The 26,857-nt window shown below is 55.8% G+C and carries 25 protein-coding genes and 1 pseudogene; 17 read left to right on the plus strand and 9 right to left on the minus strand.

Annotation, left to right across the window (positions count from 1 at the left end; all coding sequences use genetic code 11):
* Window positions 1–2 precede the first annotated feature (2 nt).
* From ACA041_RS09900 to ACA041_RS09950, 11 genes are all read left to right on the plus strand, one after another.
* Window positions 3–2,477 (plus strand): efflux RND transporter permease subunit, encoded by a 2,475-nt coding sequence (locus tag ACA041_RS09900; RefSeq protein ID WP_497440926.1) that lies wholly within the window; start codon window positions 3–5, stop codon window positions 2,475–2,477.
* Window positions 2,474–3,814, plus strand: a complete 1,341-nt coding sequence (locus ACA041_RS09905; protein ID WP_497440927.1) for an MFS transporter — start codon at window positions 2,474–2,476, stop codon at window positions 3,812–3,814. The genes ACA041_RS09900 and ACA041_RS09905 overlap by 4 nt, the downstream gene beginning before the upstream one ends.
* Before the next feature lie 143 nt (window positions 3,815–3,957).
* Window positions 3,958–4,431 carry a VOC family protein gene (locus ACA041_RS09910; RefSeq protein ID WP_497440928.1) on the plus strand — a complete coding sequence of 158 codons (474 nt, stop codon included), beginning with the start codon at window positions 3,958–3,960 and terminating at the stop codon, window positions 4,429–4,431.
* A 66-nt stretch (window positions 4,432–4,497) separates the two neighbouring features.
* The gene (locus ACA041_RS09915; RefSeq protein WP_497440929.1) at window positions 4,498–5,022 is read left to right on the plus strand and encodes a nuclear transport factor 2 family protein; all 525 of its coding nucleotides are present in this window, start codon (window positions 4,498–4,500) and stop codon (window positions 5,020–5,022) included.
* Window positions 5,023–5,145: 123 nt separating this feature from the next.
* Window positions 5,146–5,502 (plus strand): DUF4286 family protein, encoded by a 357-nt coding sequence (locus tag ACA041_RS09920; RefSeq protein WP_497440930.1) that lies wholly within the window; start codon window positions 5,146–5,148, stop codon window positions 5,500–5,502.
* A gap of 19 nt (window positions 5,503–5,521) precedes the next feature.
* Entirely contained in the window at window positions 5,522–6,013 is a 492-nt protein-coding gene (locus ACA041_RS09925) for a VOC family protein (protein ID WP_497440931.1), read from the plus strand.
* 76 nt (window positions 6,014–6,089) lie between these two features.
* Window positions 6,090–6,965: an SMP-30/gluconolactonase/LRE family protein gene (locus ACA041_RS09930; protein ID WP_497440932.1), complete on the plus strand. Its 876-nt coding sequence runs from the start codon at window positions 6,090–6,092 to the stop codon at window positions 6,963–6,965.
* A gap of 35 nt (window positions 6,966–7,000) precedes the next feature.
* Window positions 7,001–7,792 carry an SDR family NAD(P)-dependent oxidoreductase gene (locus ACA041_RS09935; protein WP_497440933.1) on the plus strand — a complete coding sequence of 264 codons (792 nt, stop codon included), beginning with the start codon at window positions 7,001–7,003 and terminating at the stop codon, window positions 7,790–7,792.
* A 56-nt stretch (window positions 7,793–7,848) separates the two neighbouring features.
* Window positions 7,849–8,592: an SDR family NAD(P)-dependent oxidoreductase gene (locus ACA041_RS09940; protein ID WP_497440934.1), complete on the plus strand. Its 744-nt coding sequence runs from the start codon at window positions 7,849–7,851 to the stop codon at window positions 8,590–8,592.
* 383 nt (window positions 8,593–8,975) lie between these two features.
* Window positions 8,976–9,959, plus strand: coding sequence for a LysR family transcriptional regulator (locus ACA041_RS09945; RefSeq protein WP_497440935.1), 984 nt, complete (start codon window positions 8,976–8,978; stop codon window positions 9,957–9,959).
* Entirely contained in the window at window positions 9,956–10,894 is a 939-nt protein-coding gene (locus ACA041_RS09950; RefSeq protein WP_497440936.1) for a LysR family transcriptional regulator, read from the plus strand. The genes ACA041_RS09945 and ACA041_RS09950 overlap by 4 nt, the downstream gene beginning before the upstream one ends.
* A 179-nt stretch (window positions 10,895–11,073) precedes the next feature.
* Here the strand turns inward: ACA041_RS09950 and ACA041_RS09955 are convergent, their stop codons facing one another.
* The 3 genes from ACA041_RS09955 to ACA041_RS09965 all read right to left on the minus strand — a co-directional run bounded on the left by ACA041_RS09955 (window position 11,074) and on the right by ACA041_RS09965 (window position 15,829).
* Window positions 11,074–11,628: a nuclear transport factor 2 family protein gene (locus ACA041_RS09955; protein ID WP_497440937.1), complete on the minus strand. Its 555-nt coding sequence runs from the start codon at window positions 11,626–11,628 to the stop codon at window positions 11,074–11,076.
* Window positions 11,629–11,674: 46 nt separating this feature from the next.
* Complete coding sequence (locus ACA041_RS09960; RefSeq protein ID WP_497440938.1) at window positions 11,675–13,948, minus strand: CocE/NonD family hydrolase; 2,274 nt, start codon at window positions 13,946–13,948, stop codon at window positions 11,675–11,677.
* A gap of 138 nt (window positions 13,949–14,086) precedes the next feature.
* On the minus strand, window positions 14,087–15,829 hold the full coding sequence (locus tag ACA041_RS09965; protein ID WP_497440939.1) for a CocE/NonD family hydrolase: 1,743 nt from the start codon (window positions 15,827–15,829) through the stop codon (window positions 14,087–14,089).
* Between the two features lie 384 nt (window positions 15,830–16,213).
* Here ACA041_RS09965 and ACA041_RS09970 point away from each other — a divergent pair, with 384 nt between their 5' ends.
* Window positions 16,214–16,858 (plus strand): TetR/AcrR family transcriptional regulator, encoded by a 645-nt coding sequence (locus ACA041_RS09970; protein ID WP_497440940.1) that lies wholly within the window; start codon window positions 16,214–16,216, stop codon window positions 16,856–16,858.
* 84 nt (window positions 16,859–16,942) lie between these two features.
* Here the strand turns inward: ACA041_RS09970 and ACA041_RS09975 are convergent, their stop codons facing one another.
* The gene (locus tag ACA041_RS09975) at window positions 16,943–19,204 is read right to left on the minus strand and encodes a CocE/NonD family hydrolase (RefSeq protein WP_497440941.1); all 2,262 of its coding nucleotides are present in this window, start codon (window positions 19,202–19,204) and stop codon (window positions 16,943–16,945) included.
* Between the two features lie 110 nt (window positions 19,205–19,314).
* On the opposite strand from ACA041_RS09975, the gene ACA041_RS09980 reads away from it, so the two are divergent.
* The 4 genes and pseudogenes from ACA041_RS09980 (at window position 19,315) to ACA041_RS09995 (ending at window position 21,373) form a co-directional block, all read left to right on the plus strand.
* Window positions 19,315–19,926 carry a TetR/AcrR family transcriptional regulator gene (locus tag ACA041_RS09980; RefSeq protein WP_497440942.1) on the plus strand — a complete coding sequence of 204 codons (612 nt, stop codon included), beginning with the start codon at window positions 19,315–19,317 and terminating at the stop codon, window positions 19,924–19,926.
* Between the two features lie 58 nt (window positions 19,927–19,984).
* Window positions 19,985–20,428, plus strand: a complete 444-nt coding sequence (locus tag ACA041_RS09985) for a MarR family winged helix-turn-helix transcriptional regulator (protein ID WP_497440943.1) — start codon at window positions 19,985–19,987, stop codon at window positions 20,426–20,428.
* A gap of 39 nt (window positions 20,429–20,467) precedes the next feature.
* Window positions 20,468–20,935 (plus strand): annotated as a pseudogene (locus ACA041_RS09990) (IS5/IS1182 family transposase); the annotation flags it as partial.
* Between the two features lie 144 nt (window positions 20,936–21,079).
* Window positions 21,080–21,373, plus strand: coding sequence for a YuaM family protein (locus ACA041_RS09995; protein ID WP_497442046.1), 294 nt, complete (start codon window positions 21,080–21,082; stop codon window positions 21,371–21,373).
* Window positions 21,374–21,445: 72 nt separating this feature from the next.
* Here the strand turns inward: ACA041_RS09995 and ACA041_RS10000 are convergent, their stop codons facing one another.
* The 4 genes from ACA041_RS10000 to ACA041_RS10015 form a co-directional block, all read right to left on the minus strand.
* Window positions 21,446–22,264 (minus strand): hypothetical protein, encoded by an 819-nt coding sequence (locus ACA041_RS10000; RefSeq protein WP_497440944.1) that lies wholly within the window; start codon window positions 22,262–22,264, stop codon window positions 21,446–21,448.
* A 757-nt stretch (window positions 22,265–23,021) separates the two neighbouring features.
* Window positions 23,022–23,504: a flavin reductase family protein gene (locus ACA041_RS10005; protein ID WP_497440945.1), complete on the minus strand. Its 483-nt coding sequence runs from the start codon at window positions 23,502–23,504 to the stop codon at window positions 23,022–23,024.
* Window positions 23,505–23,565: 61 nt separating this feature from the next.
* On the minus strand, window positions 23,566–24,321 hold the full coding sequence (locus ACA041_RS10010; RefSeq protein ID WP_497440946.1) for an acyl-CoA dehydrogenase family protein: 756 nt from the start codon (window positions 24,319–24,321) through the stop codon (window positions 23,566–23,568).
* On the minus strand, window positions 24,258–24,782 hold the full coding sequence (locus ACA041_RS10015; protein ID WP_497440947.1) for an acyl-CoA dehydrogenase family protein: 525 nt from the start codon (window positions 24,780–24,782) through the stop codon (window positions 24,258–24,260). Before ACA041_RS10015 ends, ACA041_RS10010 begins: the two co-directional genes overlap by 64 nt.
* 160 nt (window positions 24,783–24,942) lie before the next feature.
* Between ACA041_RS10015 and ACA041_RS10020 the strand changes: the two genes are divergently transcribed.
* Complete coding sequence (locus tag ACA041_RS10020; protein WP_497440948.1) at window positions 24,943–25,659, plus strand: TetR/AcrR family transcriptional regulator; 717 nt, start codon at window positions 24,943–24,945, stop codon at window positions 25,657–25,659.
* Window positions 25,660–25,867: 208 nt separating this feature from the next.
* Here ACA041_RS10020 and ACA041_RS10025 read toward each other — a convergent pair whose 3' ends face one another.
* Window positions 25,868–26,827: a quinone oxidoreductase family protein gene (locus tag ACA041_RS10025; protein WP_497440949.1), complete on the minus strand. Its 960-nt coding sequence runs from the start codon at window positions 26,825–26,827 to the stop codon at window positions 25,868–25,870.
* Window positions 26,828–26,857 lie beyond the last annotated feature (30 nt).

The following is a 26,857-nucleotide window of genomic DNA, read 5'->3' on the forward strand; positions in this document are numbered from 1 at the left end:
ACATGACCACGTTGACACCACCCTCGACCGGGGCTTGCCGGCTCGAAGATTTTGATCCGCGCTCAGGCTCCCGGCTCGAACGCGCCGTTTTCAACCACCGCGTTCTGGTGTTGCTGCTGTGTGTGCTGGTGACGATCATGCTCGGTTTCAGCGCGCTAAGCCTGAAGCTTAATGCCAGCTTTGAAAAGACGATTCCAACCAACCATCCGTACATTTCCAACTATCTGGAAAACAAGAAAGAGCTCACCGGTTTGGGAAACTCGGTGCGCATTGCGGTGGAAGCACGCAAGGGTGACATTTACAACGCTGACTATCTGGAGACGCTGCGGCAGATCAACGACGCTGTGTTCATTCTGCCAGGTGTTGACCGTGCGTTCATGAAATCGCTTTGGACGCCAAACGTGCGCTGGACTGCGGTAACCGAGGACGGCTTGGACGGTGGTCAGGTGATTCCTGATCATTACGACGGTTCGTCCGCGAAGCTTGAGCAGCTGCGCATGAACGTGCAGCGCTCTGGCGAAATCGGCCAATTGATCGCGAGCAATGGCGGCTCTACAGTCCTTCAAGTGCCTCTGCTGGAATTTGATGCTTCCGGCAAACCGCTTGACTATGCGGCCTTGTCCGAACAGTTGGAGCAGATTCGCGCCAAGTACAGCAGTGACCAGGTGGCCATTCACATCACCGGCTTTGCCAAGCTGTCCGGCGACCTCATGGATGGCATGCAGGAGGTCATCGGGTTCTTCTTCATTGCGCTGGTCATCTGTGCGGGCATGGTGTTCTTGTACAACCGCGACGTCATTAGCACCGCGCTGGTGGTGATCACTTCGGTAACCGGTGTGTTATGGCAGCTAGGTCTGCTGCCGCTGCTGGGATACTCCCTGAACCCTTATTCCATGCTGGTCCCGTTTCTGATTTTCGCCATCGGCATTAGCCATGGCGCGCAGAAAATGAATGGCATCCTGCAGGACATCGGACGTGGAACGCACCGCTACGTAGCGGCTCGCTTTACCTTCCGGCGTCTTTTTCTGGCCGGTCTGACTGCGCTGCTGGCTGACGCTGTCGGGTTTGCCGTGCTGCTGATGATCGACATTCCAGTGATCCGCGAACTGGCCATCGCCGCCAGTCTTGGTGTGCTGGTGCTGGTGATTTCAAATCTGATCCTGCTGCCGGTACTGCTGAGCTACGTGGGCGTAAGCCGCAAAGCCGCCGAGCGCGCAGTGCGCCGCGAATCGGCCAGTGTGGCGGGGGAGAGCAGTGCGTTCTTCATCTGGTTGATCCGCTTCACTGAGGGACGACGCGCCATGGTGGCGATAGTGACGGCGACGGTTCTGGCAGTGGTGGGAGTTGCCGTTGGCACCCAACTGAAGGTTGGCGACCTTGATCCCGGCGCTCCGGAACTGCAAGCCGACTCACGTTACAACCGTGATGTCACGTATCTCACCAACAACTACGGTGCCAGCAACGACCTGTTCGCCATCATGGTCAAGACACCTGATGGCAGTTGCAGCCAATACGACGTGCTGCGCCGGGTCGACCAGCTCGAATGGGAGCTGATGGATCTGCCCGGTGTCGAGTCCACTCAGTCCATTGCGCGGCTGCAACGGCGCCTTATGGTCGGAATGAACGAGGGCAGTCCGCTATGGTACGACTTGTTGAGCAACCAGAGCATGCTCAACACCATCACCGCTCGAGCGCCGCGCGAACTGTACAACGAAGAATGCAATCTGCTGACGGTGTACGCCTTCCTGCGTGACCACCGCGCCGAGACCCTGCAGCAGGTGGTTGACCTGGTCGAGCGCTTCGCCGAGAAAAACAATGACGAGAACGCGACCTTCCTGCTGGCAGCCGGCTCGGCGGGGATCGATGCCACCACCAACATCGTGGTTCACAAAGCCTGGTACCAGATGTTGTTCATGGTTTACGGGGCAGTGGCGTTGCTGTGCTTCATCACCTTCCGTTCATGGCGGGCCGTGTTGGTCGCCATGCTGCCGTTGATGCTCACATCCATTTTGGCCGAGGCATTAATGGTATGGCTGGGGATGGGCGTCAAGGTTGCAACGTTGCCAGTGATTGCGCTCGGCGTGGGCATTGGGGTGGATTACGCACTGTATGTGCTGAGCGTAACCCTGGCACGCATGCGTGCAGGCGCTACGTTGAAACAGGCCTACGCCACCGCGTTGCAATTTACTGGACGTGTAGTACTGCTGACCGGTGTGACCCTCGCGGCAGCGGTCGCGACCTGGCATTTCTCCAGTATCAAATTCCAGGCCGATATGGGCTTGCTGCTGGCGTTCATGTTCCTGTGGAACATGCTCGGTGCCCTGGTACTGATACCTGCCCTTGCACGTTTTCTGTTGCCCGGCAAGTGTGAAGGATCAATTTCCGAGACCACCGCTGCCGCTGCCAAGGATGACGGGCCAGCGCCCATTACCCCCGATCCTACTGACAAAGTGGTGTACGAGAGATGCATGCCATGAATAATTTAACGAGCACGCCAGTAGTGGGCCGACCTCAGGTCAACGTCACTCAAGTAATTGAAAATGGCACTTTCAATTCATTCAGCATGCGAGTGGCGCTGATCTGCTTTCTTGCGATTGTGTTCGACGGTATCGACAGCGCGCTCTTCGGAACGCTGCTTCCAGCCATCATGGCCGATATGAAAATGGGCCCTGCCCAGGCCGGTATTCTGGCCAGCGTTGGGCATGTCGGGGCTGTGGGTGGCGCGATCATTTTTGGCGTCGCGGCTGATGCCATTGGTCGCAAGCGGATGATGCTCATCGGCATGACGGTCTTCATCATCTTCACGGCAGCCTGCGGGCTGGCTCAGGGAATCGTCGATTTTGCCATCTATCGATTTATCGCAGGTTTTGGCCTGGCCGGCATCGTGCCAATTGCTGTAGCGCTGGTCTTCGAATACACGCCGGGCAAGTGGAAAGCGATGGCTTCCAGTATGTCCTATACGGGTATCTCGGTAGGCGTGCTCTTTTCCGCGTTGCTATCAATTGCTTTGCTGTCCACCGTCGGATGGAGAGCAATACTGCTCGGAACCATCGTTTGCATCGTGCTGGTCCCCATCGCTTTCGTGTGGTTGCCAGAGTCGATGTCGATTCTGGTGAAAAAAGGCAGAAGCCCCAGCATCCGTAAGATCCTGGTGAAGGTAGACCCGCAGTTTGTTCACGCCAGCAACGACGAATACATACTGCCGGAACCACCGACCGCAAAGGTGCCCCTGAAACGTCTGTTCCAGGGTGGATACGCGCGCAATACCGTGTTTTTAGGCATGGGCATGCTGTGCATCATGATGGTTGCCGTCACCTTGACGACCTGGATTGCGCAATTGATGGTTCAGCGTGGCTATTCGATAACAACAGGAGTGACGTTCATCCTGGTATTCACCTGCAGCAATTTCATCTCCACACCGCTGGCCGGATGGATGGCTGACAGGATCGGCTACAAGAAGGTGTTCGCCATCTACATGCCGATTTTATTTATTTCGATCGCACTGATTGGTGTTATTCAGGACCCGGTTGCTGCATTGATCTGCATGTTTTTTGCAGGATTCACGGCAATGGGCGCCACCTGCATCTTGTTGCCTTACGTAGGTTCTTTATATCCCCTGAGCTTCCGCTCATCCGCCATGGGCGTCATTTACGCCATTGGCAGGGTCGGCCCCATCATCGGCCCCGCAATAGCCGGTTTTATGCTTGCTGCTGGAATCAGTGTGCCAATTATCCTGGTTAGCATGGCAGCCCCTGCCTTGGTGGCGCTTGGCGCATTTTTACTGGTCAAAGAGAGCCCGTTGCAAAGTATTTAGCAGTCTTTGCTATTTGGATTTAATACTGGCTTGCGTGCGCCATTTTCGTTGCCTGAATAACGCAGGCGCGAACCCGGCTACTCAATATTCGATGTATCAAGTATTCGCACTATTTGTCCCATAACTGAAATAGAGGAAAAACCATGGATCGCTATATCAACCGTTTGTTCCACGTCTGCATCACCGTCGCGGATATTGATGCCGCACTTGAGTTTTACTGTGGTGTGCTCGGGCTGGAATCTATCGGAAAATTGCGGAACGAAAGGGCGCCCGGCGAAATTCTCGGCTTTCCTAATCAAACAATTGAAATCCATGCCGACCACCTCGTCGGCAAGGACAAGGAAAATGCGACCGTTATCGATTTGATCGAGTTCGTGGAACCTAAAACAGTCGTTAATGCCACACCGTCTGCTCCGTTAAATCATGCAGGCATCAACCGTATGGCGTTTGGCGTAGACAGTACCGATGCCATCCATGAAAAATTGAAGGCACGTGGCGATATCGTATTCCTTTGCGAACCACAAGTTGTGATCGCGCCTACGGGTGGGAAATTCAAAATCTTGACCTTCAAAGACCCCTTTGACAACATCCTGGAAGTCATCGAGTACTGCAAGTAATTGGTGATTTGCATAAAAGCCATTTGCATGCGGCTGTTCTTACTCTGACAAACCGGAGAGTTTTAAATGAGTATTACACAAGATAAATCTGAAATTATTGAAGTCATCAACCTCTATGGCGTAGCGCTGGACAGCCACGCCTGGGACTTGTTGGATGACGTGTTCACCGAGGATGCCCATGCGGACTTCGGCCCAGCGGGTGCGGTGTGGACGTCTGTGGGTGCGCTGAAGTTCGCCTTCAAGGACTTCCACGAAACGCTGACGAACCACATGCACACCATGATGGGCTCTTGCGTTCACATTGACGGCGACACGGCCTACGCACTGACGTATGGCGACTGGTTGCTTTCACGCGACTCGGCCGTGGGCGGTCCGGATTGGGTTGGCCGAGGTTGGTATGACGATGTACTGGTTCGTACTGATAAAGGCTGGCGCATCAGCAGTCGCGTTTGCCGCCTGATTTCCTGGACAGGCAATCCGCTTGTTCCTGAGCCAGCGTTCGAACAGCACCCTGTGATGACTACCCACACGCTGCGTAGTCATCGGGAAGAAGGGAAAATCAAATACTTTGAGGCAATCGCCAAAAAGTAAATAACCGAGATTAATGCCGTTACCACCTCCAACCCCGGATGGGGCTGGTTGGTGGACTCTCCGGTCCGAATTCCCACTATTCTTGTGATTCACAAGAGCAATATTCAATATCGGAAACTAAAAATGAGTGATCAAACAGTTATTTGGATGGTGGGCATTAATTGTCCGGCTGAAGATGAAGATAAATTCAACACATGGTACGACGATGTGCATGTGCCGATGTTGCTGAAGGGGGATTTTGTCAAGAAAGTTAGTCGCTTCAAGCTGGCTGGAGAAACGTATCACGTGGGTACTACCACCCAGGCATGCCCAACGTATCTGACCATTTATGAGTTTGAGAATCAGGCTAAATTTGAAGCATGGATGAATGGCGCGTCCCGCGCTGAAGCCAGCGATGACAAAACCAGGACGTGGGGCGAAAAGGTCTATGACGTTCAATGGGCTACACGTTACAACCTCACCAATGCCTGGAATGTCTAATTAAGGAAGGTATGAAGTTATGAGCGCACTCATTAAAAAACTCCTCCACGTTTGCATCACCGTGCCAGACGTTGATCAGGCCCTGAAGTTTTACCGTGATGTACTTGGCTTTGTTTCCACGTTTGAGACAAGGACCGACGAAGCGGACGGACCGCTGCTGGGTTTTGCAGAAGATGAAATCAGTATTTATGCGCACCACATTTTGACAGCGGGTGCAGATCCAAAGCACGCCACTGAGATCAACCTGGTTGAATACACCAATCCCTCGACCATTGTGGGTGATGGTCCTTATGAATTGATGAACCAGGTGGGAATTACTCGTTTGGCAATGCTGGTCGAAAACACCAAAGAAGCCTTTGAAAAGATTCGTGCGTATGAAGGTGTAGAAGTCGTTTGTGAGCCCAAGGACATCATTATCCGCAAGCCAGGCGGAAACCTCACGATGACCTGGTTCAGCTTCAAAGACCCCTACGGTGTATTTATCACCATCGCCGAACCGCCAAAGGCATAAGCACTGTTCAGTTCAACATTGCGGTTCAACGTTGTCGGATCGCCCGGTTCCCGTTTAATAGAATCCAGGAGTTAACATGCAGATCGATGTTCTGGTCGATGTAAAGACGACCATCGGTGAAGGTCCTTTATGGGATGTGCAAGAGCAGCGCTTGTACTGGATCGACGTTGTTGGCGGGCGAGTCTACCGATGTACCGCGGATGGCCGCGAGATTCGTACGTGGGAGATGCCCGACACGATCGGCTCGATGGCGCTGCGTCGCGACGGGGGAGCGATCGTGGCGCTGGGCTCGGGGTTTCATTTCCTCGACTTCAACACCGGCGAGGCTCAGTTGATTGTTAACCCTGAGGCTGACAAACCTCACAACCGCTTGAACGATGGGAAGGTCGATGCGCGTGGGCGCTTCATCGTTGGCAGCATGGACACCCGAGAGGGCTGTGCCGACGGCAGGTTGTTTCGCATCGACCCCGACTTGTCGGTGCACACGCTCGACGAGGGTTTTGCGATCTCCAATGGACCGTGCTGGAGCCCCGACGGGTCGACGTTCTATTTCTCGGACACCTTCTCCGGTGAAATCTGGGCCTATGACTACGACCTGGAAACTGGAGCCATCGCCAACCGTCGCACCTTCACCAAAGCTGGCTTCACGCCGACGACAGCGACTGATGGCTCAACCGTCGATGCCGAAGGTTTCCTCTGGAACGCCCAGGTCTACGCGGGCAAGCTCTGCCGCTTCGCGCCTGACGGCAGCCTGGACCGTGTCATCGAGATGCCGGTCAAGAAGGTCACGAGCGTCAACTTTGGCGGGCCGGAGCTAGACACCCTTTTTGTCACGTCAATGGCCAAGCCTCCGTTGCCTCGCTATCCCGGCGACAATCAGATGCGCGGAAGTCTTTTCGCCATTCGTGGCCTTGGCGTGAAAGGTCTGCCCGAACCCCGTTTTGGTGCCTGAAAAAATGAAGGTCCCACAGGAACAGGATTGCTGCGATGGCCCAGTTCAAAGACAAAGTAGTGCTGATTTCAGGAACCGGCGGGCGTATGGGTCGAATAGCCGCCCAAATGTTTGCCAGAGAAGGGGCGAAAATACTCGGCTGTGATGTCGCAACCGAGCTATCCCAGCAGACGGTCAAGCTTGTGAGGGACGCGGGTGGCGAGATGTTTTCGCTGGAGCCACTCGATCTGGCCAACCCTGCTGAAGCGGAGCGCTGGACGAACGAAGCCATCTCGCGTTGGGGGCGAATCGACGTTCTATATAACAACGCCGCCGGCGTCGGGTTTGCACCTTTCGACGAAGCCTCGATTGAGCATTGGGATTACACGATTCGCAACGAATTGACGATTGCTTATGTGGCCGCACGCGCGGTCTGGCCGCAGATGCTGAAACAGAAAAAAGGCGTGATTGTCAGCGTGGCATCAATTGCCGGCCATCTTGAGCTGTCCGGCTTCCCGGCCGTCGCGCATGGTGCGGCAAACGCCGGCGTACAAGCGCTTTCGCGCATGCTTGCAGCCGAGGGCGCGCCGCACGGCATTCGCGCGGTGAGTATCAGCCCCGGGCTGATCGCGAGCTCAGATCCATTGCCGCCGCCAAAACTCGATGAAACCGGCCTGCAGAAAGTGCGGCAGCTTTGGCGGCATGCGGCGCTAGGGCGACCCGGCCGCGCGGAGGAGGTCGTCGAAACCGCTCTGTTTCTTGCATCGGATAGAGCGTCCTACATCACCGGCACTGACATTGCGGTAGATGGTGGAATGTCCAGGATCATCTGGAATCCAGGGCCATGAGTATTCACATGCAGACTTTTTCTTGAACAGAATCCCAACCTCTGGAGGTGCAAGTAGTGCAAACACATGAACATCGCGTAGCAGTTGTTTCGGGTGCCGCCAAAGGCATTGGACAGGAACTGGCGATTCAGCTCGCACAGCGTGGTGCGATGCTGGCGCTGCTGGACATCGCAGATATGTCGGAAACGTGCAGTCTGGTTGAGAAGGCCGGCGGCAAGGCTATCGCAATCCACTGTGATGTTAGTAAAGAACAAGACTGGGACACGGCCGGTAAGGTCGTGAAGAAGGAATATGGCCGCTGCGACATTCTGGTCAATAACGCCGGAATCTACCCCAACGTGCATATCGACGATATGGATTTCAAAACCTGGCGGAGGACGGTTGAAATCAATCTGGACAGCATGTTTTTAAGCACGAAAGTATTCGTGCCAATGATGCGTGAAAACAACTGGGGGCGAATTGTAAACATCTCTTCGACATCGATCGTCACCAACGCCACCGGTATCAGTCATTACATGGCAACCAAGATGGGCATCATTGGCTTTACGCGAGGGCTTGCCAATGACTTGGGCAAAGACTTCATTACCGTGAATGCCGTTGCGCCGGCGCTGACCGACACACCGGGCACCAGTCATTTACCCGATGCAGTGCGCGATGGCGTGGTGAAATTACAAGCATTTAAAAGAATGGCGGTGCCGCACGATATCGTCGGGCCGATTTTATTTCTAACCAGTGACGATGCGCAGTTCGTTACTGGCCAATTGCTGGCCGTCGATGGCGGCATGATGAAAGTCAGTTAATACAAGAACAATGCCGCCCCCTGTAGGAGAGAGCCTGCTCGCGATAGATTTAGGGGCACCGTGTTAGACCAGGGCGCATGCGTTATCGTCAACGTCTATCGCGGGCAAGCTCGCTCCTACAGGGAGCAATGCTGATTTAGTCAATCATCACCCCCGGTCTGCTGGACGAATGCAGCATGCCGCGCCAACTCGGCCCTCCTCGCAGGGCATTCTTCTGCGCCTGCCAGCGGAACGTTGGTAGCGCTGCACTGGCAAGCCTTTCACGATGTGGATACAGTGAGGGCTACTTGCGGTTTTCTGATTCCGTTTAGCAAAAAAAGAATAAGAGACGATCCTGCGCATGATCATCCACAAATTCTCTCGGCCGGAGCACTAATCACCTCATGCTCCCGAAGTTGATGCACATCCGTATGTTTGTTGCCGTGTACGAAGAAGGTTCCTTCACCGTAGCCGCCAGCCGCGAAGGACTGGGGCAGTCGGGCATTTCCGCGCACGTGCGGCAGTTGGAAACTCAATTGGGCGTGCAACTTTTTGCTCGCGACCGCGCGATCGTCCCCACGCCGGCCGGCCATGCCTATTATCGACAATGCGTGCAACTGCTGCGCATCCATGAGAGCGCATGCAGCGCGATCGGTCGCCGCGCGGAACCGTCTAGCGGAGTGCTACGGATCGGCATGATTCCTACGATGACCCGTTCGGTATTCAGCCGGGCGCTGCGAGCGTTCGAAGCGACTTATCCGAGTGTTTCCGTGCATCTGACTGAAGGTGCCGGCAGCGTGATAGCGACCGCGGTCCGCCGCGGAATGCTGGATTTCGCCATCACGCAGCGCATGTCATACGACGGCGGCGCTGCGCTCGGGCTAAGCACATCGCTATTCACGCGAACACCGGCATTTCTGGTTTCCGCACCGGACTCAGGTTTGCCCCATTGCCAGCCGATTCTCCTGAGCAAGATCAAAGACTTGCACCTGATATTGCCTGTTGGACGGCGGCCGCTGCTGGAACAATATCTCATTGACCACAAGGTCCAGGTCGTGCAGCGGCTGAACATGTTCGAGTCCATGCTGGGCGCAATGGACCTGGTGCGCTCCAGCCACTGGGCGGCGATTATTTCCGGACTTTTCATTGCCGACGATTTGCGGCGCCGGCGCTTCACTCTCAATCCACTGGCAGATCCAATTCTCTGGGACGACCTGCTACTGGTGGAGCCGGCGCGCAAGCCCCTGTCCTCGGTCGCTCAGAACTTCATCGAGTTATTGAGAAAGGCCACTGAAGATGTCAACGCTATCCCGATCCGCATCGCTCATGGCGAGCAGTGGTCGAGCTTTAGCCAGCCTTTCGCCGTCAATGAGCGAGGCGCCCCATGAATGATGTATTGCCCGGTCTGCGGGAGATGCAAATGTTCGTGGCAGTGTATGAGACACGCTCGTTCACCGCCGCGGCGGCACGTGAATTCGCCACCCAGTCAGGCATATCTCAGCACATCAAGCAGATGGAAGAATTGCTCGGCGTGCAATTACTCGACCGGCAGAAAACGGTCGAGCCCACAGCGGCAGGGACATTGTTTTACCAGCATTGTCTAGAGGTGCTGGCTGCCAACGCCGAGGCCCTGCTGGCGATTGACACTTTTGAGTGCGGCCTTTCCGGCGAAGTCCGATTCGGCGTCACGCCTACACTGGCGACTCATCAGCTTGCGCCGGCTTATTTGCGCCTGATGGCGCAGAACCCCAATGCTTCTGTCGCCGTGATCGACGCCCCCAGTAACATGCTGATCGACATGGTGCGGGCCAACGAACTCGACTTTGCAATCATTCCCTCGATTTCGCAGCCGCCCCCGGATCTGGTTACGACCGTCTTTGCCGCCACGCCTGCGTTCCTGGTCTCGTCCATCAACCATGCCAGCAGCTTCGCGCATGGGGAGGTCATGGAGCTCGACAAACTGGTAGGTCTCAAGCTTCTAGCTCCTGATAGCCGCGAGCATGCTCAGTGGATCGGTTCGCAATTAAATACGTCTTCGGGCCCGGGCCCTTGTTACCAGCTCGACGCGGTTCTGGCCACGCTCGACCTGATCCGCCAAAGCGAGTGGGTGGCCATTCTTCCCGGCCTGCTGTTCGTTCATGATTTCAGCGCAGAGGCTTCGGAGCGGGACTTCAGACTTAACCCTTTTTCCGGCTGCGGCTTGACACTGGAATTGCTGCTGGTCCAACCATCCCGGTCAGCACCTTCACCACTGATGTTGGCAGCCATTCAGGCAGTCCAGCAGGTCACCCGAGAACATATCGAGCTCCTGAACACCTTCTAGTCGTAGTCGGCACTTGGCCGGCCGCGGGTCTGCGTTGCGCTTACTGACAACGCCTTTTTTGCATGGTAGGAGGGCAATGAGGGGGAAGGGCAGATGGAAGAGCCAGATGGAAGAATCACCCCCAGTGTCTTTTCGGGCGAAGGTGTCCAAAGGGGCAAAGCCCCTCTGGCGATCGCAGATTAAGCGTCTTTAAGTGATTTTTGGGCAATCGGGGCGCCCGAAAAACCTGCCACTTTTCGCAGTACGCGATCGGTCCCGTCGCGCGGACTACCCGAAGCGTCTGGATGGTCGTCGAACCAGTTCCCCTTGGGGTAGCGGTACATCAAGTCGACCATCAGGCGGCGCTCGGCGATTAGCCAAACACCCTCGCGGCGTTCAAATCTATCGAAATAGCGCGCCCACATCTTAACCGTCTCGCCTTTCCAGTGATGCCGCTCGGAGGCGGCGTGGTCTGCCTGGAGATAGGTTTCGACATAGGCAGTGTCTGGACCGTCAAATTCGATCAGGCTATTGCCTAGAAAATGCTGAGTGCGATCAAAGCGTGGCATTTCGTTGGTCAGAAACTGGAAGAATCCCTCGGCCCCTCCGACATGAAGGCTCTCGGGAAAATGGATGTAGGCGTCTTTGTGGAATGCGCCACGGACCAATGACATATCGATTCGGTCGAGGCCACGGCAATAGCGCAGCAGAACATCGTGAATTTCGGTGCGTGCGGCGAGTTCTTCGAGAGTCATAGCTATCTCCTGTACTTATTGGTATTGGACATTCAGTTATCGTGTTTTACGAGCCCTTCGCGGCGACAATGGGCAGTTGGATGAAGCCCGGCCGACCCGGCCCCGTGTAAATCGTGTTTCGTGCGCCGTCATGGTATGCAACGTCATAGCCGTGCCGGGGGCCGTGATCGACCCCGTCGAAGGGCTGAATGTCCACACGCAGACGGTAGCCCTTGCGTATCAACGCCGTGTTAGGAATGATCTCTATCTCAACCGGTACCACTTCATCGTTTTCAAGCGGTGCGTAGTCGGCTTTGAGGTGCGTGTGCTTGACCGTGTAGTGAGTCGAACGCGATGCATCGATCTGTCGATGCGAAGCCTTTAACCAGCCCTTCGCGAGAGGGTAATTGGGCACGTTCATGCCCATCGTGGTTGGGCCAGCGTAGTCGACTTCCTGGCCGTTTTCATCGAGGACACGAAGGCTCAGGTAGATGTCCATATCCTCGCTGGTGGACGACACCCACAGCTTGGCTTTGCCGTAACCGGCGAACACCATGTCTTCTTCCACCGGCTCGCTGATGAACGAAATGCCCGTCCGCCATATTTCCAGCACTGATGGCGGTTTGACGGGCAGAAAGCAGGGCGGCATGCCCGTGCGCAGTTCCAACGGAATTTCCGCAGAATAATTTGCGTGGCCATCAACGGTCGGCGGTGTCACCGACAGACGCAGAAAGTCATCACGATACTCGTCGCCGGGCCAGTCCGATGGCGTGGTATCAAAGAACCATCGGGGGTACGTGGTCCTTGCGATCGGCCACTCATTTTCTTCCTGAATATAGGAGGCGCCATTGCCGCTGCGAATCTCCAGGCGCACCGGTGCCTTGTCCATGATGCCGTTGTCGATACCTTTCAGCCAATGGTCGAAGAAAGCCCGATGGTCGGCGATAGCGGTTCGTGAATAAGGTTTGGTGAACCAGTCTTCCCAGAAGTCAATCTTCTTGGAAGACGTGTTGGTGGCGAGATACGCCTCACTGCTGCCGAGCTGATGGAAATGCGCCATGTGGGTTGTGCAGGCAATGGCCCAGAGCGGTACCTTCACCTTGCTCATGTCCGGACTCATCAAAATTGTAGATCTGGGTCCGAACGCTGCGGTGGTGTCTGAGTCCTTGAAAGTGGCCTCTTTGAGCATCCCTATAAAATTGACCGCATTGGGCTCACCGCACACAGCAGCTAGAACGCCAGCTCTATACCAGTGGGTAAAAAATTCTTCGTTGAGGATGCCGCCGGTATAAGCCACCTCATCGTACAGATCAACATCGGTGCCAATGGCGATCATGGCTTTCAGATGCCGCGGCTCAAGGCTGGCTGCGGCGTGTTGGCTCATGGCGTAGTACGACATGCCCCACAACCCGACATTACCGTTACACCAGTGCTGCACGCCCGCCCAATCAATCGCATCGCGAAATGCCTCGGCCGTTTCGATACCAAACGGCGCGAGTGTTCCTGGATTTTTGCCCGAGCCTGGGCCGTCAACACGCACCAGCACATAGTCGTGTGGAACCCAATCTACCGTGTTGGCTGTCTCGTGATTCTCAAACACTTGTCCTTCAGGATTGCCGTGGAAGTAACGCTCCTCCATCTCTTCATGGGCCTCAAACGCGGCATCGTCTGCGATCGAGTGATGATAGAACGCCCGACCATAGGGCCCGCAATTCATGATGACCGGGAACTTGCCTTCCTTTGCCGGGCGGAAGACATCCGCATACACGAACAGACCGTTTTGCATTGGAATCTTGACGTCTTTGAAACGCAGAATGTCGAGAATATTACGGCGCACTTCATTGCGAGCAGTCGCCGGGGAACATAGCAGGCGCGGCGTGCGATCAGTAAAGACGCCAACTGCCGAAAGCTCGGCTAGCAGCGTGGCAATCACTGGGTCTTGCTCGAACTCAAGAACGGGGTTCAGCGCAAGGCCGGCAAAGGAAATATCGTGGCGGAAGTTGATGCGGTATTTGCCGATGATTTCATGCACTGCGGGGTCGATGAAAATGCCACCGTCCAGATTTCCGTCCCGGTCGAGAGAGCACACAAATCGGGCAATGTTGGTCAGTCCCGCATCTAGCAACTTGTTGATGTTGCCATCCACACGACTGACTATATCCGCTAGATTGATGCGTGGTGCGCCAAGGGCTGATCCGATCGACGTGCTCCCTACCAGAAAAGCGATCCGCTCGCCCTCGCGGTATTGGAATTCACCTTTTTCATTCGTCAGCCCACTGAGGGTAGGGGTCTGATATTTGAGGCCAGCAATCGGCCCGGAAAAAATGCCTGTCTGCAGCATGCTGAAATCCTTCTAGAAATCTTGCCGACCCATGAGTCTTGATCGTGATGGCGGCCAAGAAAAACTAAGCGTCGTCGCAGGCCAATCCGCGCGCCGTACGCATGACGGTGATTTGTTTATATCGAGCGGCTCAAATGGCTATCCGGCGGTCTTGATAGGCAACTGGAGGTAGGAGGCATGGCGGCCGCCGGTATGGATAACGTGCAGCCCACTGTTCGCACCGGAGTACTCACGCAGGCCCGGCATCATGGTTCCGGTCAGATTGCGAGCGCTGACAATGAAGCGCAGTTGCTCGCCGGGGCGGAAGACCAGGCCAAGCGGTAGCAGATCGATCTCGACGTCGACGATTTCCCCAGCAGTGAGCTTCTCTACGCGATCAAAACTGTGTGCCGGCACGTCCTCACTCGTGAGTGTTTTATCGAGATGACGAGCCGATGCCCGCAACCTGCCGTCCGAACCTTTGTAGCGCAGGATGCTGCCGCCATGGTCGGTGACGTCATGGCATCGCGCACTCTGGTTGGGGACGGTGAATTGCTGCAGAGGCGTGCCGCAGGCGTCCAGCTTTTGGATGAGTACGAACAAATCCATATCGTCGGCGCCACGTGCTTCTACCCATAGGTGCGCCTTTGGATAACCGACGATCACCGTCTCATGGTCGAAGCGGGTAATAAACGACACCACATTCGGATTAGAGGCAACGTCGTAGGATGCCTCGACCTCATCAGTGGGTGCTGTGTTGGTTAACGTGCGGGCACGGCCGTCGAGGTACAACTTTGTCGACCTGACGTCCCCAGGCGGGAAATTTTCTGCGGGCAAGTTGACCAGGTCGCTACCCTTGAGGTCATGAATGGCGTAGCGCACTCGCGGTGTGGATTGCCATCCGTTATCCAAGCCCTTGAGGTAGTGATCAAAGAAGCGGCGCAGATCTTCCACGTTCGCTTCGTCGTAGTAGTCAGGCCATTCCTGGCTGTTGTGGATGCGCAGCCATTTGTCAGGGGACGCCATGCGACGCCAGCCGCGAAAGGTGCCCGCGGTGTGCAACGTGTTGGAGTAACTGGCCACTACAAAGGCTGGTACGGTGATGCGGTCAAAGTCAGGAATCTTGTTGGCCCACAAATTGTTCATCAGTGGGTAGCGTTCTAACTCCGCAATGATGTCCTCTTTCTGGTTTTTACCGAAGAAACTGCCTTCCTGCAAACGCTGACCGAAGGCGACGTCAGGCATGCCGCCACGCTTCAATAGATCACGGTAGACGTCGCTCACGCCTTCCCACGGGTTGATCGCAGCCAAGTGTTTGGGCTGCTCGGCCGCGGTGAACCATTGCGAGACCGCCAGGTACGAGGTACCACTCATACCAACCTTGCCGGTGCACCAGGTCTGCTCGGCCAGCCATTCTATGAGGTCGTGGCAGTCACGGCCCTCCTGGCGGTCCCACAGCACGCTGTTGCCTTCGGAATCGATGATGCCGCGCGGATCCGGGTTGCAGATGGCGTAACCCTGCGCGCACCAATAGGCGGGATCGGGTCCTTCGAACTTCGCCAATCCCGAGACGATGGCATTACTGAGCCCTACCATTGCAAAGACTCCCATCACACTAGCCGATGTTCCCTGCGCCTTGCCATAAGGACTCCACGCCACGATTACCGGCACTTTCTCGGCACCAGCGGGGCGGAATACATCAACGTAGATAGTCACGCCGTCGCGCAATGTCACGACCACGTCTTTCTCGAACACGATATCGACTGGAAGCGCTTTGAACGGCGGGGCGATTTGGAAGCCTGCCTTCAGCGTGCGGACGCCGGGATTGAAGGCAGTTAGCAAGCCGGTTCGGTCAGCCGGCAGCGGGTGGGCGGAAATAAACGTCTGCGGGGTATCACTCATGGAGAGGTCCTCTTGTAGTGCAGATCTTGAGCGGGCAAATGCAAGAGGTCTGAGTGTAGGTCGTTTGGATTTTTAACTCAACAAGTGTTGAGTAAAGAATAAAACCTAAACATAATCACTTTGCCTCCTGCCAGCTGCATCGTTTTTTGAGCAAGACGCAGGGCCGGACACGACCCTGCGTGGGTGCGCACCGGGCGGCTATAAAGTAACGTCAAGACGCAGAGTGGTGGCGTCAGACTCGAATGCAGTCTTCGCTAGAGAGCGGTAAAATCAATGGTTTACATGACGACGGCAAAGTTCAGGGCTTGGTATGTTTTGCGATTACTGTTCCTGCCTGTCAATTATCCTTTTTTCACGATGTTGCGAAGAGCCTGAATCGACGCCATGACCATTAAAGAAGAACCAACGTTAGCTGTAGCCCGAACACGCAAACCTGGGCGGCCGGCAGGCTCGGGAAGCAGTCGGCATACGGTACTAGATGCTGCACGTGCTCGTTTCGCCAGCGATGGTTTTGCGGCGACAACGATGAGGCGCGTCGCAGCCGATGCCGGAGTCGACGTGTCAATGGTGATGCAGTTTTTCCGCTCGAAAGACGAGCTCTTTGCGGCGGTGATGGATATTCCGGAATCGGCGCTGGAGAAGTTAGGTGAGGTTTTCGAGGGGGCAGATGAGCACCTCGGAGAGCGCGTCGTTCGCGCATTTCTCCAAGCCTGGGAGGGGGAGCCGGAAGAGTCGGAGCCGCTGATGGCGATGCTCAGGAATGCGATGGTGAATGAACAGGCGCGTGGTCATTTACGCGATTACATCGAATCCAGGTTAGCCAAGGGCGGTATTGAAACGCTTGGCCCGGATGCTCGGCTGCGCGCGGGGTTAGCACTATCGATGCTTGTCGGTGTGATCACCGGGCGACAAATTATAGGTGTGCCGGTTCTCGCCGCCGCAGATCGGGAGACACTGGTTTCATTCATCGCGCCGGCTATTCAACACACGCTTCTGCCGACCACGACAGGCTCAATTGGCGCTGATTGATCGGCATCACTGGTGCTGATTGCCGGCTTCGATCATGGTGTCCACCTCACGCGTCGGGTGGACACCCTCGTTGTTGAGGCCTGACTAGGGGACGATCGGCAGTTGCAGATAGCTCGGGTATTCCGGCCCGGTATGAATCCGGTTTACGGCATCCACGTGATAGCTCTTGTCGTAGGCACGAACCGGTACGCCCGCCGGCGCATAGGGCTGGATATCGACCAGCAGGCGGTAACCCTTGCGGATCATCGCGGTGCTGGGGTTGAGTCCGATTTCGACCGGCACGATTGCTCCAGGCTGCAATGGCGCGCAGTCCTTCTCCAAGTGGGTATGCACCGGCCAATATTCGGTTGAGCGTTCGACGTCAAGGCGACGGCGAGACACTTTCAACAAGCCATGTCCCACCGGATGGATGTGCACCGGATCCACCGGAAGCACCACGGATTCGTAGCGAATCTCCCGGTCTTGCTCATCCAGAACCCGCAGCGACACGAATGCATCCATGTCCGCGCTGCTCGATTCCACCCACAGGCCGACCTTCATGTACCCAGCGAGCACCATGTCTTCGCTCATTGGCTCGCTGACAAAAGAGACGCCAGTTGACCAGCGCGGAGTGCCGTCATTGGAGCCCCCGGGCGCAAGTGTTGGAGTGCCAAGATCAAGGTGGGCGTCATATTCGGCACTCGCTTGCGCCACGGGCACAGTGTCGGTGATGCGTCGCGTCTTGAGGCGACGACTATCGTTTTGCCAGTCTGAAGGTCGGGCATCGAGGTACCAGCGGCGGTATTGGGTTCGCGCGATCGGCCATTCATTTTCATGCAAGACAAAGTGGGCACCGTTGCCGGTTCGAACCTGCACTCGCACCGGTGCTTCGTCCATCACACCGTTGTCGATTCCCTTGAGCCAATAGTCGAAGTACCGCATGTGTTCGGCAATCGATTTCGTGCTGTAGGAGTCCGGGAACCAGGCATCGGCGAAATCAAACTTCCTGGCCTTGGCGGCGGTGGAACGGATGTAGGTTTCGCTGCTGCCCAGTTGGTGAATGATGGCGCCTACCTGAGGGCCGACGATCCACACCGGTGCGGTGGCCTTGCTCATGTCCGGGCGCATGAAGATGCTGCCGCGCGGGCCATAGGCGTTGATGTCGTTGAACGGAGTAGCCAGAACTCGGGCCATCCAGTCGGTTTCCGGGCGCTCGCCACAATGGTTGTTGCCGGACCAGATCTTCCACCACCAGTTCCAGAAACCGGAGCCGAATATGCCGCCGCCATACAGGGCTTCGTTGTAAATGTCGGCATCGGTCCCTTGCGCGATCATGGCCTTGAGGTGCGAAGGCTGCAAGCTGGCCACACTGTGTTGGGCCATGGCCAGGTAAGACATGCCCCACAAACCGACGTTGCCATTCGACCAAGGCTGAGTGCCTGCCCACTCGATGGCGTCGTAATAATCTTCGGCTTCCTGAACGCTGAAGGGTGCTTGCAGGCCTGGGCTTTTGCAAACGCCGCGCGCATCCACGCGGATGCACACGTAGCCCTCTGGCACCCAGACCGACGTGTCGACGGTCTCGTGGTTTTCGTACTGCGCACCATCCGGATTGCCAGAGAAATAACGATCCTCCATCTCTTCCTTGCGGATGACGTCGGCCTCGTTGCAAATGCAGTCGTGGTAAAAGCTTTTGCCGTAAAAACCCTTGCTCATCACGATCGGGTATTGGCCCGGATCCGCCGGACGGAAGACGTCAGCGCAGACGTATGAGCCATCGTGCAACGGGATGCGCACATCCGTCATCTTGATGATGCCGCGAATGTTGCGGCGTAACTCATTACGGCTGGTGGCGGCATCGCATAGTGTGCGCGGTGTTTTGGCGGTGAACACACCAGGCGCGGCGTTGAGCGTTTCCAGGATCAGGAGGAGGGTGGGATCATTGGCAAAGTCGACCGCGGCGCCTTGACCCATGGGCATCACTGGCGGGCTGAAATTGATCGGAGCTGAACCTATCAATTCATGCACCTGAGGTGCAATTTTGACACCGGACTCGATGTTGCCTTGCTGATCCAAAGTGTGGACGAACCGAGCGAGGTTGGTGACCGACGGGTCCAGCAGCTTGTCGATTTTGCCGTCAACCCGATTGGCGAGTTGTGCAAGGTTCAAGCGTGGCGCTGCCCCTATGGCGCCCAGAACGATACCGCCGACCAGAAAGGTAATGACCTCGTCGGCGCGGTACAGGAATTCGCCATCGTCCGTAGTGAAGCCGGATAGAGTAGGTGTCTGGTATTTCAGTCCCGCGATCGGGCCGGCGAACACACCTGTGAAAACAGGGCTCAGAGCAGGTTCAGGAGACAGGCTCATGCTGGATTCCTTATTGTTCTTGATTATGGGAGCGATTCCAGTAAGGTACGGCGGTCGAGAAAATAATTCAACACCCGTTGATATGAACGATGTTTCGGAATGATTTGGACATGACCATGAAAAAAGAAACCGCTTCCACGGCGCGCCGTGGGCGTCGGCCTGGGCCCAATAGCTCGCGGCATTTGGTGCTTGAGGCCGCGCGCGCGCGTTTTGCCTGCGATGGTTTCGCCGGCACGACCATCCGGCTGGTCGCGGCTGACGCGGGGGTTGATGTGGCTCAGGTGATGCAGTTTTTCCGCTCCAAGGACGAACTCTTCGCCGCCGTGATGGCGATCCCGGCGTCCGCGCTTGAGCGTTTCGATGCGCTCTACGAAGGACCGGATGAACACTTGGGCGAACGGGTCGTGCGCGCGTTTCTTACAGCGTGGGAGGGCATACCCGAGGAATCGGAACCGCTGATGGCTACGCTTCGAGGAGCGTTTGTCAATGATCAGGCCCGTGATCAGTTACGCGCCTTCCTCCAGTCGCGTTTGCGCACAGCCACGCACGAACACTCTGACTCCGACGGCAATCTGCGGGCGGGCCTCGCGGCATCCCTGCTCGTTGGTATGGTGGTGAGCCGACGAGTTATTGGCGTGCCTATTCTGGTCGCGGCAGAACCAGAAGAACTGGTGAGGATTATCGGTCCTGCCATTCAAAAGATTCTGGTGCCAGAGAGCTGATTGATTCAGTGCGACGGTAGCTCCACGACGACCTGCCTGTGCATTGAACGGGGAACACATGGCCAACTTTTCTGCCGCCAGTTTCAAAACAGTCCACCTCGGGATACTGCTCGGGCAGACAGCTGCGCTGAAAAATCGGCTGCTGGATCGTCATCTGATGCCTCTCGGCATAACCGCTGCGCAACTCAAAGTGCTGAAGATTATTTGTCAAGGAGATGACACCGCAGTAGCGTTATGCCGACACCTGTCCATCCACAGCGCCTCGATGACTCGAATGCTGGATCGTCTTGAGCGCAAAGGCTTGATCACTCGTAGCCAGGACGGTCAGGACAGACGCCAGGTTCGCTTGGTGTTTACCAGCAAGGGCGAAGCGTTGAGAGCCATGTTTGCGACGATGGAGGCCGCTGCAATGAATGAGTTCACGGAGTGCCTGACGACAGAGGAATTGATGCAGTTGGAGATTCTCCTGGAGAAGATAACGCGTGCTGATTTGCCGTTGTAACTACGACTGGTCGCGGCCAGGCCTAGCGCCGTGCGGCCAGAAGAGAAAATCGTCCAGCTCGAAACTCAAATGAAAAAGCTTCAATCGATCGAACTCCAGCTCAATGAGTCGCCAGATAAACAGATCTCACTGACCGATCCAGACGCCCATTCCATGATGACGCGCGGCACAGGAATCGTCGGCTACAACGTGCAGACAGTAGTCAATACTTAGCACAATTTGATCGATGCACATGAGGTGACCAACGTCGGTTCCGGCCGCGATCAACTCAGTTCAATGGCCAAGCTGGCCCGCGATGCGATAGCGTCAGAAACGTTGTCGGTGGTGGCGGACTGAGGTTACTTCAAAAGCGAACAAATCCTGGCTTGTCACGATGCGGGTATCACCGCTATGTGCCCAAGCCGATGACCTCTGGAGCCAAGGCTGCCGGGCATTTCAATAACGATGCCTTCTTCTATGACACGGCAAAAAAACGAACAAATTTGCCCGGCCTTGACCAACTTGATTGCGCAGATGCTGGCTTGGTATCTCCTGGCTTTTCGATGGAAGAAACTGGCTTTTGATGGACTATGTGCAGATATTCGTGAGCAATGCTTGGCTGATCGTCTGGCTAATTACGAGCCTGCAGCTTTGAAAGACGCTCGTTTTTGACTGGAGCGAACAGTCAGACGTATCAGTGCACATACAGGGCGTTTTTTTGGAGAGAAGACCGCAGCCATAGGGTTTTTGGCAACCGCGTATTCATTTGCTGATGAGTTTGGCGGCTTTGAGTGGATTTCCCGAACGCTAGCAACAGGCTTTCGAGTAGATAACTTAGGTAATACCGTACTGTTGGGTGTTGGTGCGTTCTTGCTCGGTATTTCTATAGGTTCAATCCTGCTGGAGCATGTTGCTGCACGTTACCGGTATCAAATTGAGCTTCTAGAGTTGGTTGATAGGTGGTAGATTTTTTAGATGTGTACTGTATCGCCAGTTAAAGTAAAAAATAAAGGCACGGAAGTATTCCGTGCCTTTATTTTAGTGAATGCCAACTGGATTGTCATTTTTGTCATAGCAAATCGGATGCTCACAATACCCGCCTGCATTTAAGACTTCCAACGCATAAATTTCTGGTAAGTATTGCTTCAGCTCTGCTTTTGGAACTTTCTTTCCATTGATGGTGCATTCATCGTCTGCGAGTGGGTTGCACCAGGCTTCTTTGACGGCGATGGTTTTTGTGGGTTTTGTCAGAGGGTTGTTTTCGATCTGTGGCGCGTCATCGGTTGATTGACTGCTCGCTGCAGTGGCGTCTAAGTTGTACGCGCTAATAGCATCTTTTGTGTTCGTATCGCTGATGCCATGATCAAGTAAAAACTCTTGAAGTGTTGAGCGCGCTTGGGCGTAGGTAACTCCTTTGCCATTTTTGTTTGGCCCGCCATCCATACGGTAAGCAATCGGATAACCATCTTCACTTTCATAAATGTAATAGTAAAGTGACAGGCTGAAGTTGAGGTCTTGGCCGTACATGCCATAGACCCCAGAACCATTGGATGCACGACAGGTGCCGCGCGTACACTTGCCGCTGATGTGATTGCTAAAGGTCACGTTACGTTGCTGTTGGGCGTTCCATTGGGTGATATTTCTGGGGAGAACAAACCAAGTGCAGCGGTAGAATTTTGCACCGTATTGATTGGTGGTCTGTGCACAGGGAATTGCATAAGGTAAATCATTCATTGTTTGTTCGTTGGGCAGCATGGCTGAATACATATGTCCATAGTCAACCTCTGCTTGAGCATTCAACGAGAGTAAGAGTGACAGGCAGCATGCGATTTTCAGTATGGCTGATTCTATTTTCATGTTGTTAAACTCTTTGAAAGTATGAGAGGTGAGGGTTGGATTTTTTGTTGGTTATTTTTTATAGATTACTTTTATTCGGGGACCCTGCAGAATTCGGAAAAAATCGTACTCTAAGCTTCTTAGAGGCTAGCGGCGGGCCTTCAACGCCTGGGTTCTTCACGGGCGTTCGCATCGTGACAAAAGCTTTGTAGCCTGACGATAGGCGATCAATCTTCACGTTCCATTCATTGCGAGACTGGAAGCCGCGATAGCGCAACGACAGCAGGCGGATGGCGTCCATCTGCCGCCGAGTCAGATCGTTCTACATCTATCTGATGAAGCGCGTTATTTGGCGTCGGAGGCAACGTCTTATCGAGTCTTGCGAGCAGCGGGTCGAGAAAAGAGCGGTATAGTTGTACGGTTGGCGCGACAACTACCGAGAAAAACGCCGCTATCCAGACCCCACAAGGGGTAGCGGGGCAGACTCTGGGCTTAAGTGCACTTTCTGTTCCGTTGCTCCCCAACCCCCAATGCCGTATTGAACGGCCAGTTGATGGATGACCTGCGGGTCTTCCATCAATCCTTCCCGCCCGGACGCCAAATCGGTGGTGCAGGAAGTTGCCCCGCAACACCAGTTAGTCTACAAGACGCTTGATCTACCGTTGCATACCGAGCTGAACACGCTCAGCCGAACCGTTGAGACGCAGGGTGCGGTGAAGGCGTACCCTGGCGTTGGCGCGGGAGCAATGATGCCGTCTCGCCGTCGACCCTCCCGGCCTCAAGCTGCGTTCAACTTGCCGTATTGGCCGGAGAAGAACAGTAGCGGTCGCGCCTGTTCTGCTTCGACAAGCTCGACCACCTCAGCGATGTACAGTTGGTGGTCGCCGGCCGCATGGATCTGGACCACCCGAGCACCAATGTGGGCCAGGCTGCCCTCGATGATTGGCACGCCCTGAACCTTGTTCATGGCCACGTCCAGTCCCTCCACGGCACGCCCGGCGAAGTGGCCGCTAAGGTGCTCCTGTTGTTCGGTCAAAAAGTTCACGCCGTAACAGTCGCCTTGCTTGATGTGGTTGCAAAAGCGTGACTCGTTCTTGATCGACACCAGGATCAGTTGCGGCTCCAGTGACACCGACAGGAACGCATTGGCCGTCATACCTGCCGGTTGGTTTTCCCGTTCGTAGGTCACTACCGTTACACCCGTGGCAAAGCGGCCCATCACGCGGCGAAATTTCGCAGCGTCATTGTGTGCATTATTCATTGTTTTTCTCCATTCGTTTGCCGAGCGGCCAGTGCGCGTGGCCGCCGCCTGAGTCGTGCTTTTACACCAGGGGTGTATTGGCCTCTTTGCCACACAGGATTCGCCCAAACAGTTCCAGATTGGTGGAGGTACACACCACACCGTGCAGATTGGCCACTCTCGCGTCGCGCCACAGGCGGTTGAATGGGTTGGAGGTGCCAGCCAGGGAACCGCCGCTGGCGGTGGCCAGCAGGTCGACGCCTTCCCAGATCAGCTGGCTGGCATAACCGGTGTCGCGGCGGATGCGCGCGCGCGTTTGCCGGTCCATCGCCGAGCCGCCAGCGGCACAGGCGTCTATTTCGTCCACGCAGCGCTCCACGATCAAACGTGCAGCATCAAGCTTGGCCGAGGCTTCACCTACCTGCAGGTGGGTCACTGCTGCCTCATCCTGTTGGTTGTACCAGGTGTACTGGATGCCGCGGCCTGGTAGTTTAGTGAGAAAGGTTTCCATTGCTGCCTTGGCGATGCCCAATGCCGGGAAAACCAGGATGATTGCTAGCAGCGGGATGAACGCGCCACGATAAAGTGCTTCACCTTGCAAGTGTGTGGAGGCGTACTCGCCGGCGATGGCTTTGGACACCGAGGCGATGCGCTCATCGGGTACAAACAGATTTTTTACCGACACCGAGGTACTGCCGCTACCCCGAAGTGCCATGGTGTCCCAATCGTGCAGCAGGGTAATGTCCTGAATCGGGATGAGCGCCAGTCCTTGGTCTACGGTTTCGCCAGCATCATTGACGATCGGAATCCCCAGCATGTCCCACTGTGCGTGGTACACACCGCTATTGAATCCCCACAGGCCTTCTTCGATGAGGATACCGCCTGCCTGGCGCTTGACCTTGGCTTGCGTGGCGACAGCACGCCGCTGCTGCGCACCTTGCCGCCGCTGGCGAAGATGGGGTCGCTGACCGCCTTGGGGTATAGGGTTGCTAGCATCCAGTTACAAATATTGATCAGCGCACAGGCCCAGCCGGCCGAGGCATCTCCACGGCCGATTTCGCTGACCACTTCCATGTAGGTCCTGACGCTTGTTTGCAGGCCGCCATGCTGGCGTGGAATCATCAGGTCGAAGGCGCCGATGGCGTCGAGGTCGGCCACTGTGTTTTCGGGCAGACGGGCCAGTTCATCGACTTCACGGGTACGCGAGCGCAAGGTCTCGACCAAACCGCTGGCGCGGGCAATAAGATTGTTGTTATCAACGTGGGCATCGACAATCGCATTGTGGAGGACGGCATTCATGGCTTTTCCTGTTATTGGGATTATTTGGATGAGCATGTGACATAATAGTGACAAATTCGTCACGGTGACGAATTCGATACTAGTTAAAATATATTTTAACGGTCAAGATATATATTCATCTAGGTGAGTGGGCGATTTGATGCAAAAAGGCATAACGCAAATGGAAAATCCGGCCACAGTGAGAGAAGACATGGATGCACCGCAGGATCACCGAACCGTGACCGCTCGGCGCAAACGTGATGCGATGCGCGCCCGAATACTCTCGGCGACCATGGACTTGCTGGCCGACCCTGCAAAGGTTTCGGTCAGCATCGAGGATGTGGCCCGGGTGGCGCAGATTTCCCGAGGAGCGTTCTACAAACACTTTGCTTCACTGGAGGAGGCATTGGCTGCCATAGGCCAGGAAGCCACCGACGGCATGACCCTGCACATCCTGCCCGTGTATGACGTGCTGACTCATCCGTTGGAGCGCATCAGCACGGCGATGCGGCTTTTTCTGCTTCGTGCGCATACCGACCGTCGCTGGGCGGCGTTTTTCCTGAGGGCCGAGTTAGTGCAGCACGAGTCGATCCTGCTGGAGTACGTATTCGCCGACCTGGAGGCGGGGCGGCGCGCCCACTTGCTTGACCTACCCTCAATGCAGGCAGGCGTCGATGCTCTGATCGGCGCGACGCTGGAAGGGGTTCGTAGTATGACCCAGCGCAAAGTGGACGACCCGGAGGTCTACATCGACGCGGTAATTTTGATGGTGCTGCGCGGTTTCGGTGTGGCTAACGCGCAGGCGCAGGGGGCGGTGGCGTTTTCCAAGGTCTACCTGCAGGCGCGAGTGGCATCGGCTGCGGGTGACCCAGCGAGCCCCCAGACTAGTGCGCTTTGATTTTTCTACCGCTTGGCTATGGTGATCGTGTCGCCTGAATGATCTTGCGGCGATACCCCCTCTTAAATCGAAACCTGAAAGCCATGGGGGCAGCGCAGCGATCATGGCAGGAGGGGTTATGAATCGGCAGCCACCGAAAACACATGAGGCGCTGAACGCGAGAACTCCAGGACCGTAAAACCTTGTGCGAGGTAAGTGGCTGCTATCGTTATAGGGCAAACACCAGCCGCGATGAGCCCTCATGCTGCCAGGCGCTTTTCACATCCTCCAACGCTACCGCTTCGGAGGCAATCGACAAGCCGGCGCTGCCGATTGCCCGTAAAACCCCACCCACCGCCTGGACCAGGCCTGCGTTGGAAACGCTGCCCAGGCCGCTGCCCATCAGCTCAAGGCCGGAACTACGCAACAGTGAGCCTGGCAGATTAATGTTGTTGCCGGTCATAGAACCAATCTGCACAAATCGAATCCGTGGCTCACCTGAATGATGACCTTGCCCGGCAGCCGCATTCAGCAAGCATTCGGCAGAAGGTCCCCACAGGTAGTCGAGTACCACGCTGACTTTGTGCGTATGCATTGCTTCGCGGAAGGTGTCTTTTAACTCATCTGCCGGTGCATCGAGAGGGATCACCAGGTCGGCTCCCAGCTCCCCCAATCCCTGGACACTTTGAGCGTTGCGACCGGTGACAATGACTGTTGCAGCACCAAGATGTTTCGCGATTTGAATCGCCAACCGGCCGGAAACGCCAGTTGCGCCATTGATCAATACGTTTTCGCCGGGAACAAATTTTGCCCGGTCGAGAAGGGCAGTCCATGACGACATCCCGGGGTTACCAATTGCCGCCGCCGTGACGTCATCTACATCATCGGGAATGTCCACGCAGTTCTCCAGTTGCACAACACTTGTCTCAGCCATCGAACCGAACAGCTTTCGTGGAAAGGCGAAGTAGACCCGACGGCCGTCGGGCAGGATTCCAACGCCGTCCACACCGGGAACCAAGGGCAGTATCTTGCCGCTGCTGTAATGACGGCCAGACGCCTGGGCTTTGACCAACTGGCTAAGTGCAGCGGCTCGAACCTGAACGAGCGTTTCGCCGGCCTCCGCTATCGGAGTGGTGAAATCGTCGTAACGCGGGGGCGCGTTGAAATCGTGGACTACGGCAGCTTTCATAAGCAATTCCTAAACAGACCGGGTGTAAGG

The organism is Pseudomonas sp. LBUM1676 (assembly GCF_059695605.1).

What these genes read in the sequence shown, in the direction of transcription:
- ACA041_RS09900 (WP_497440926.1), top strand. Translation starts at nt 3, where the DNA reads ATGACCACGTTGACACCACCCTCGACCGGGGCTTGCCGGCTCGAAGAT.
- ACA041_RS09905 (WP_497440927.1), top strand. Translation starts at nt 2,474, where the DNA reads ATGAATAATTTAACGAGCACGCCAGTAGTGGGCCGACCTCAGGTCAAC.
- ACA041_RS09910 (WP_497440928.1), top strand. Translation starts at nt 3,958, where the DNA reads ATGGATCGCTATATCAACCGTTTGTTCCACGTCTGCATCACCGTCGCG.
- ACA041_RS09915 (WP_497440929.1), top strand. Translation starts at nt 4,498, where the DNA reads ATGAGTATTACACAAGATAAATCTGAAATTATTGAAGTCATCAACCTC.
- ACA041_RS09920 (WP_497440930.1), top strand. Translation starts at nt 5,146, where the DNA reads ATGAGTGATCAAACAGTTATTTGGATGGTGGGCATTAATTGTCCGGCT.
- ACA041_RS09925 (WP_497440931.1), top strand. Translation starts at nt 5,522, where the DNA reads ATGAGCGCACTCATTAAAAAACTCCTCCACGTTTGCATCACCGTGCCA.
- ACA041_RS09930 (WP_497440932.1), top strand. Translation starts at nt 6,090, where the DNA reads ATGCAGATCGATGTTCTGGTCGATGTAAAGACGACCATCGGTGAAGGT.
- ACA041_RS09935 (WP_497440933.1), top strand. Translation starts at nt 7,001, where the DNA reads ATGGCCCAGTTCAAAGACAAAGTAGTGCTGATTTCAGGAACCGGCGGG.
- ACA041_RS09945 (WP_497440935.1), top strand. Translation starts at nt 8,976, where the DNA reads ATGCTCCCGAAGTTGATGCACATCCGTATGTTTGTTGCCGTGTACGAA.
- ACA041_RS09950 (WP_497440936.1), top strand. Translation starts at nt 9,956, where the DNA reads ATGAATGATGTATTGCCCGGTCTGCGGGAGATGCAAATGTTCGTGGCA.
- ACA041_RS09955 (WP_497440937.1), bottom strand. Translation starts at nt 11,628, where the DNA reads ATGACTCTCGAAGAACTCGCCGCACGCACCGAAATTCACGATGTTCTG.
- ACA041_RS09960 (WP_497440938.1), bottom strand. Translation starts at nt 13,948, where the DNA reads ATGCTGCAGACAGGCATTTTTTCCGGGCCGATTGCTGGCCTCAAATAT.
- ACA041_RS09965 (WP_497440939.1), bottom strand. Translation starts at nt 15,829, where the DNA reads ATGAGTGATACCCCGCAGACGTTTATTTCCGCCCACCCGCTGCCGGCT.
- ACA041_RS09970 (WP_497440940.1), top strand. Translation starts at nt 16,214, where the DNA reads ATGACCATTAAAGAAGAACCAACGTTAGCTGTAGCCCGAACACGCAAA.
- ACA041_RS09975 (WP_497440941.1), bottom strand. Translation starts at nt 19,204, where the DNA reads ATGAGCCTGTCTCCTGAACCTGCTCTGAGCCCTGTTTTCACAGGTGTG.
- ACA041_RS09980 (WP_497440942.1), top strand. Translation starts at nt 19,315, where the DNA reads ATGACCATGAAAAAAGAAACCGCTTCCACGGCGCGCCGTGGGCGTCGG.
- ACA041_RS09985 (WP_497440943.1), top strand. Translation starts at nt 19,985, where the DNA reads ATGGCCAACTTTTCTGCCGCCAGTTTCAAAACAGTCCACCTCGGGATA.
- ACA041_RS10000 (WP_497440944.1), bottom strand. Translation starts at nt 22,264, where the DNA reads ATGAAAATAGAATCAGCCATACTGAAAATCGCATGCTGCCTGTCACTC.
- ACA041_RS10005 (WP_497440945.1), bottom strand. Translation starts at nt 23,504, where the DNA reads ATGAATAATGCACACAATGACGCTGCGAAATTTCGCCGCGTGATGGGC.
- ACA041_RS10015 (WP_497440947.1), bottom strand. Translation starts at nt 24,782, where the DNA reads ATGAATGCCGTCCTCCACAATGCGATTGTCGATGCCCACGTTGATAAC.
- ACA041_RS10020 (WP_497440948.1), top strand. Translation starts at nt 24,943, where the DNA reads ATGGAAAATCCGGCCACAGTGAGAGAAGACATGGATGCACCGCAGGAT.
- ACA041_RS10025 (WP_497440949.1), bottom strand. Translation starts at nt 26,827, where the DNA reads ATGAAAGCTGCCGTAGTCCACGATTTCAACGCGCCCCCGCGTTACGAC.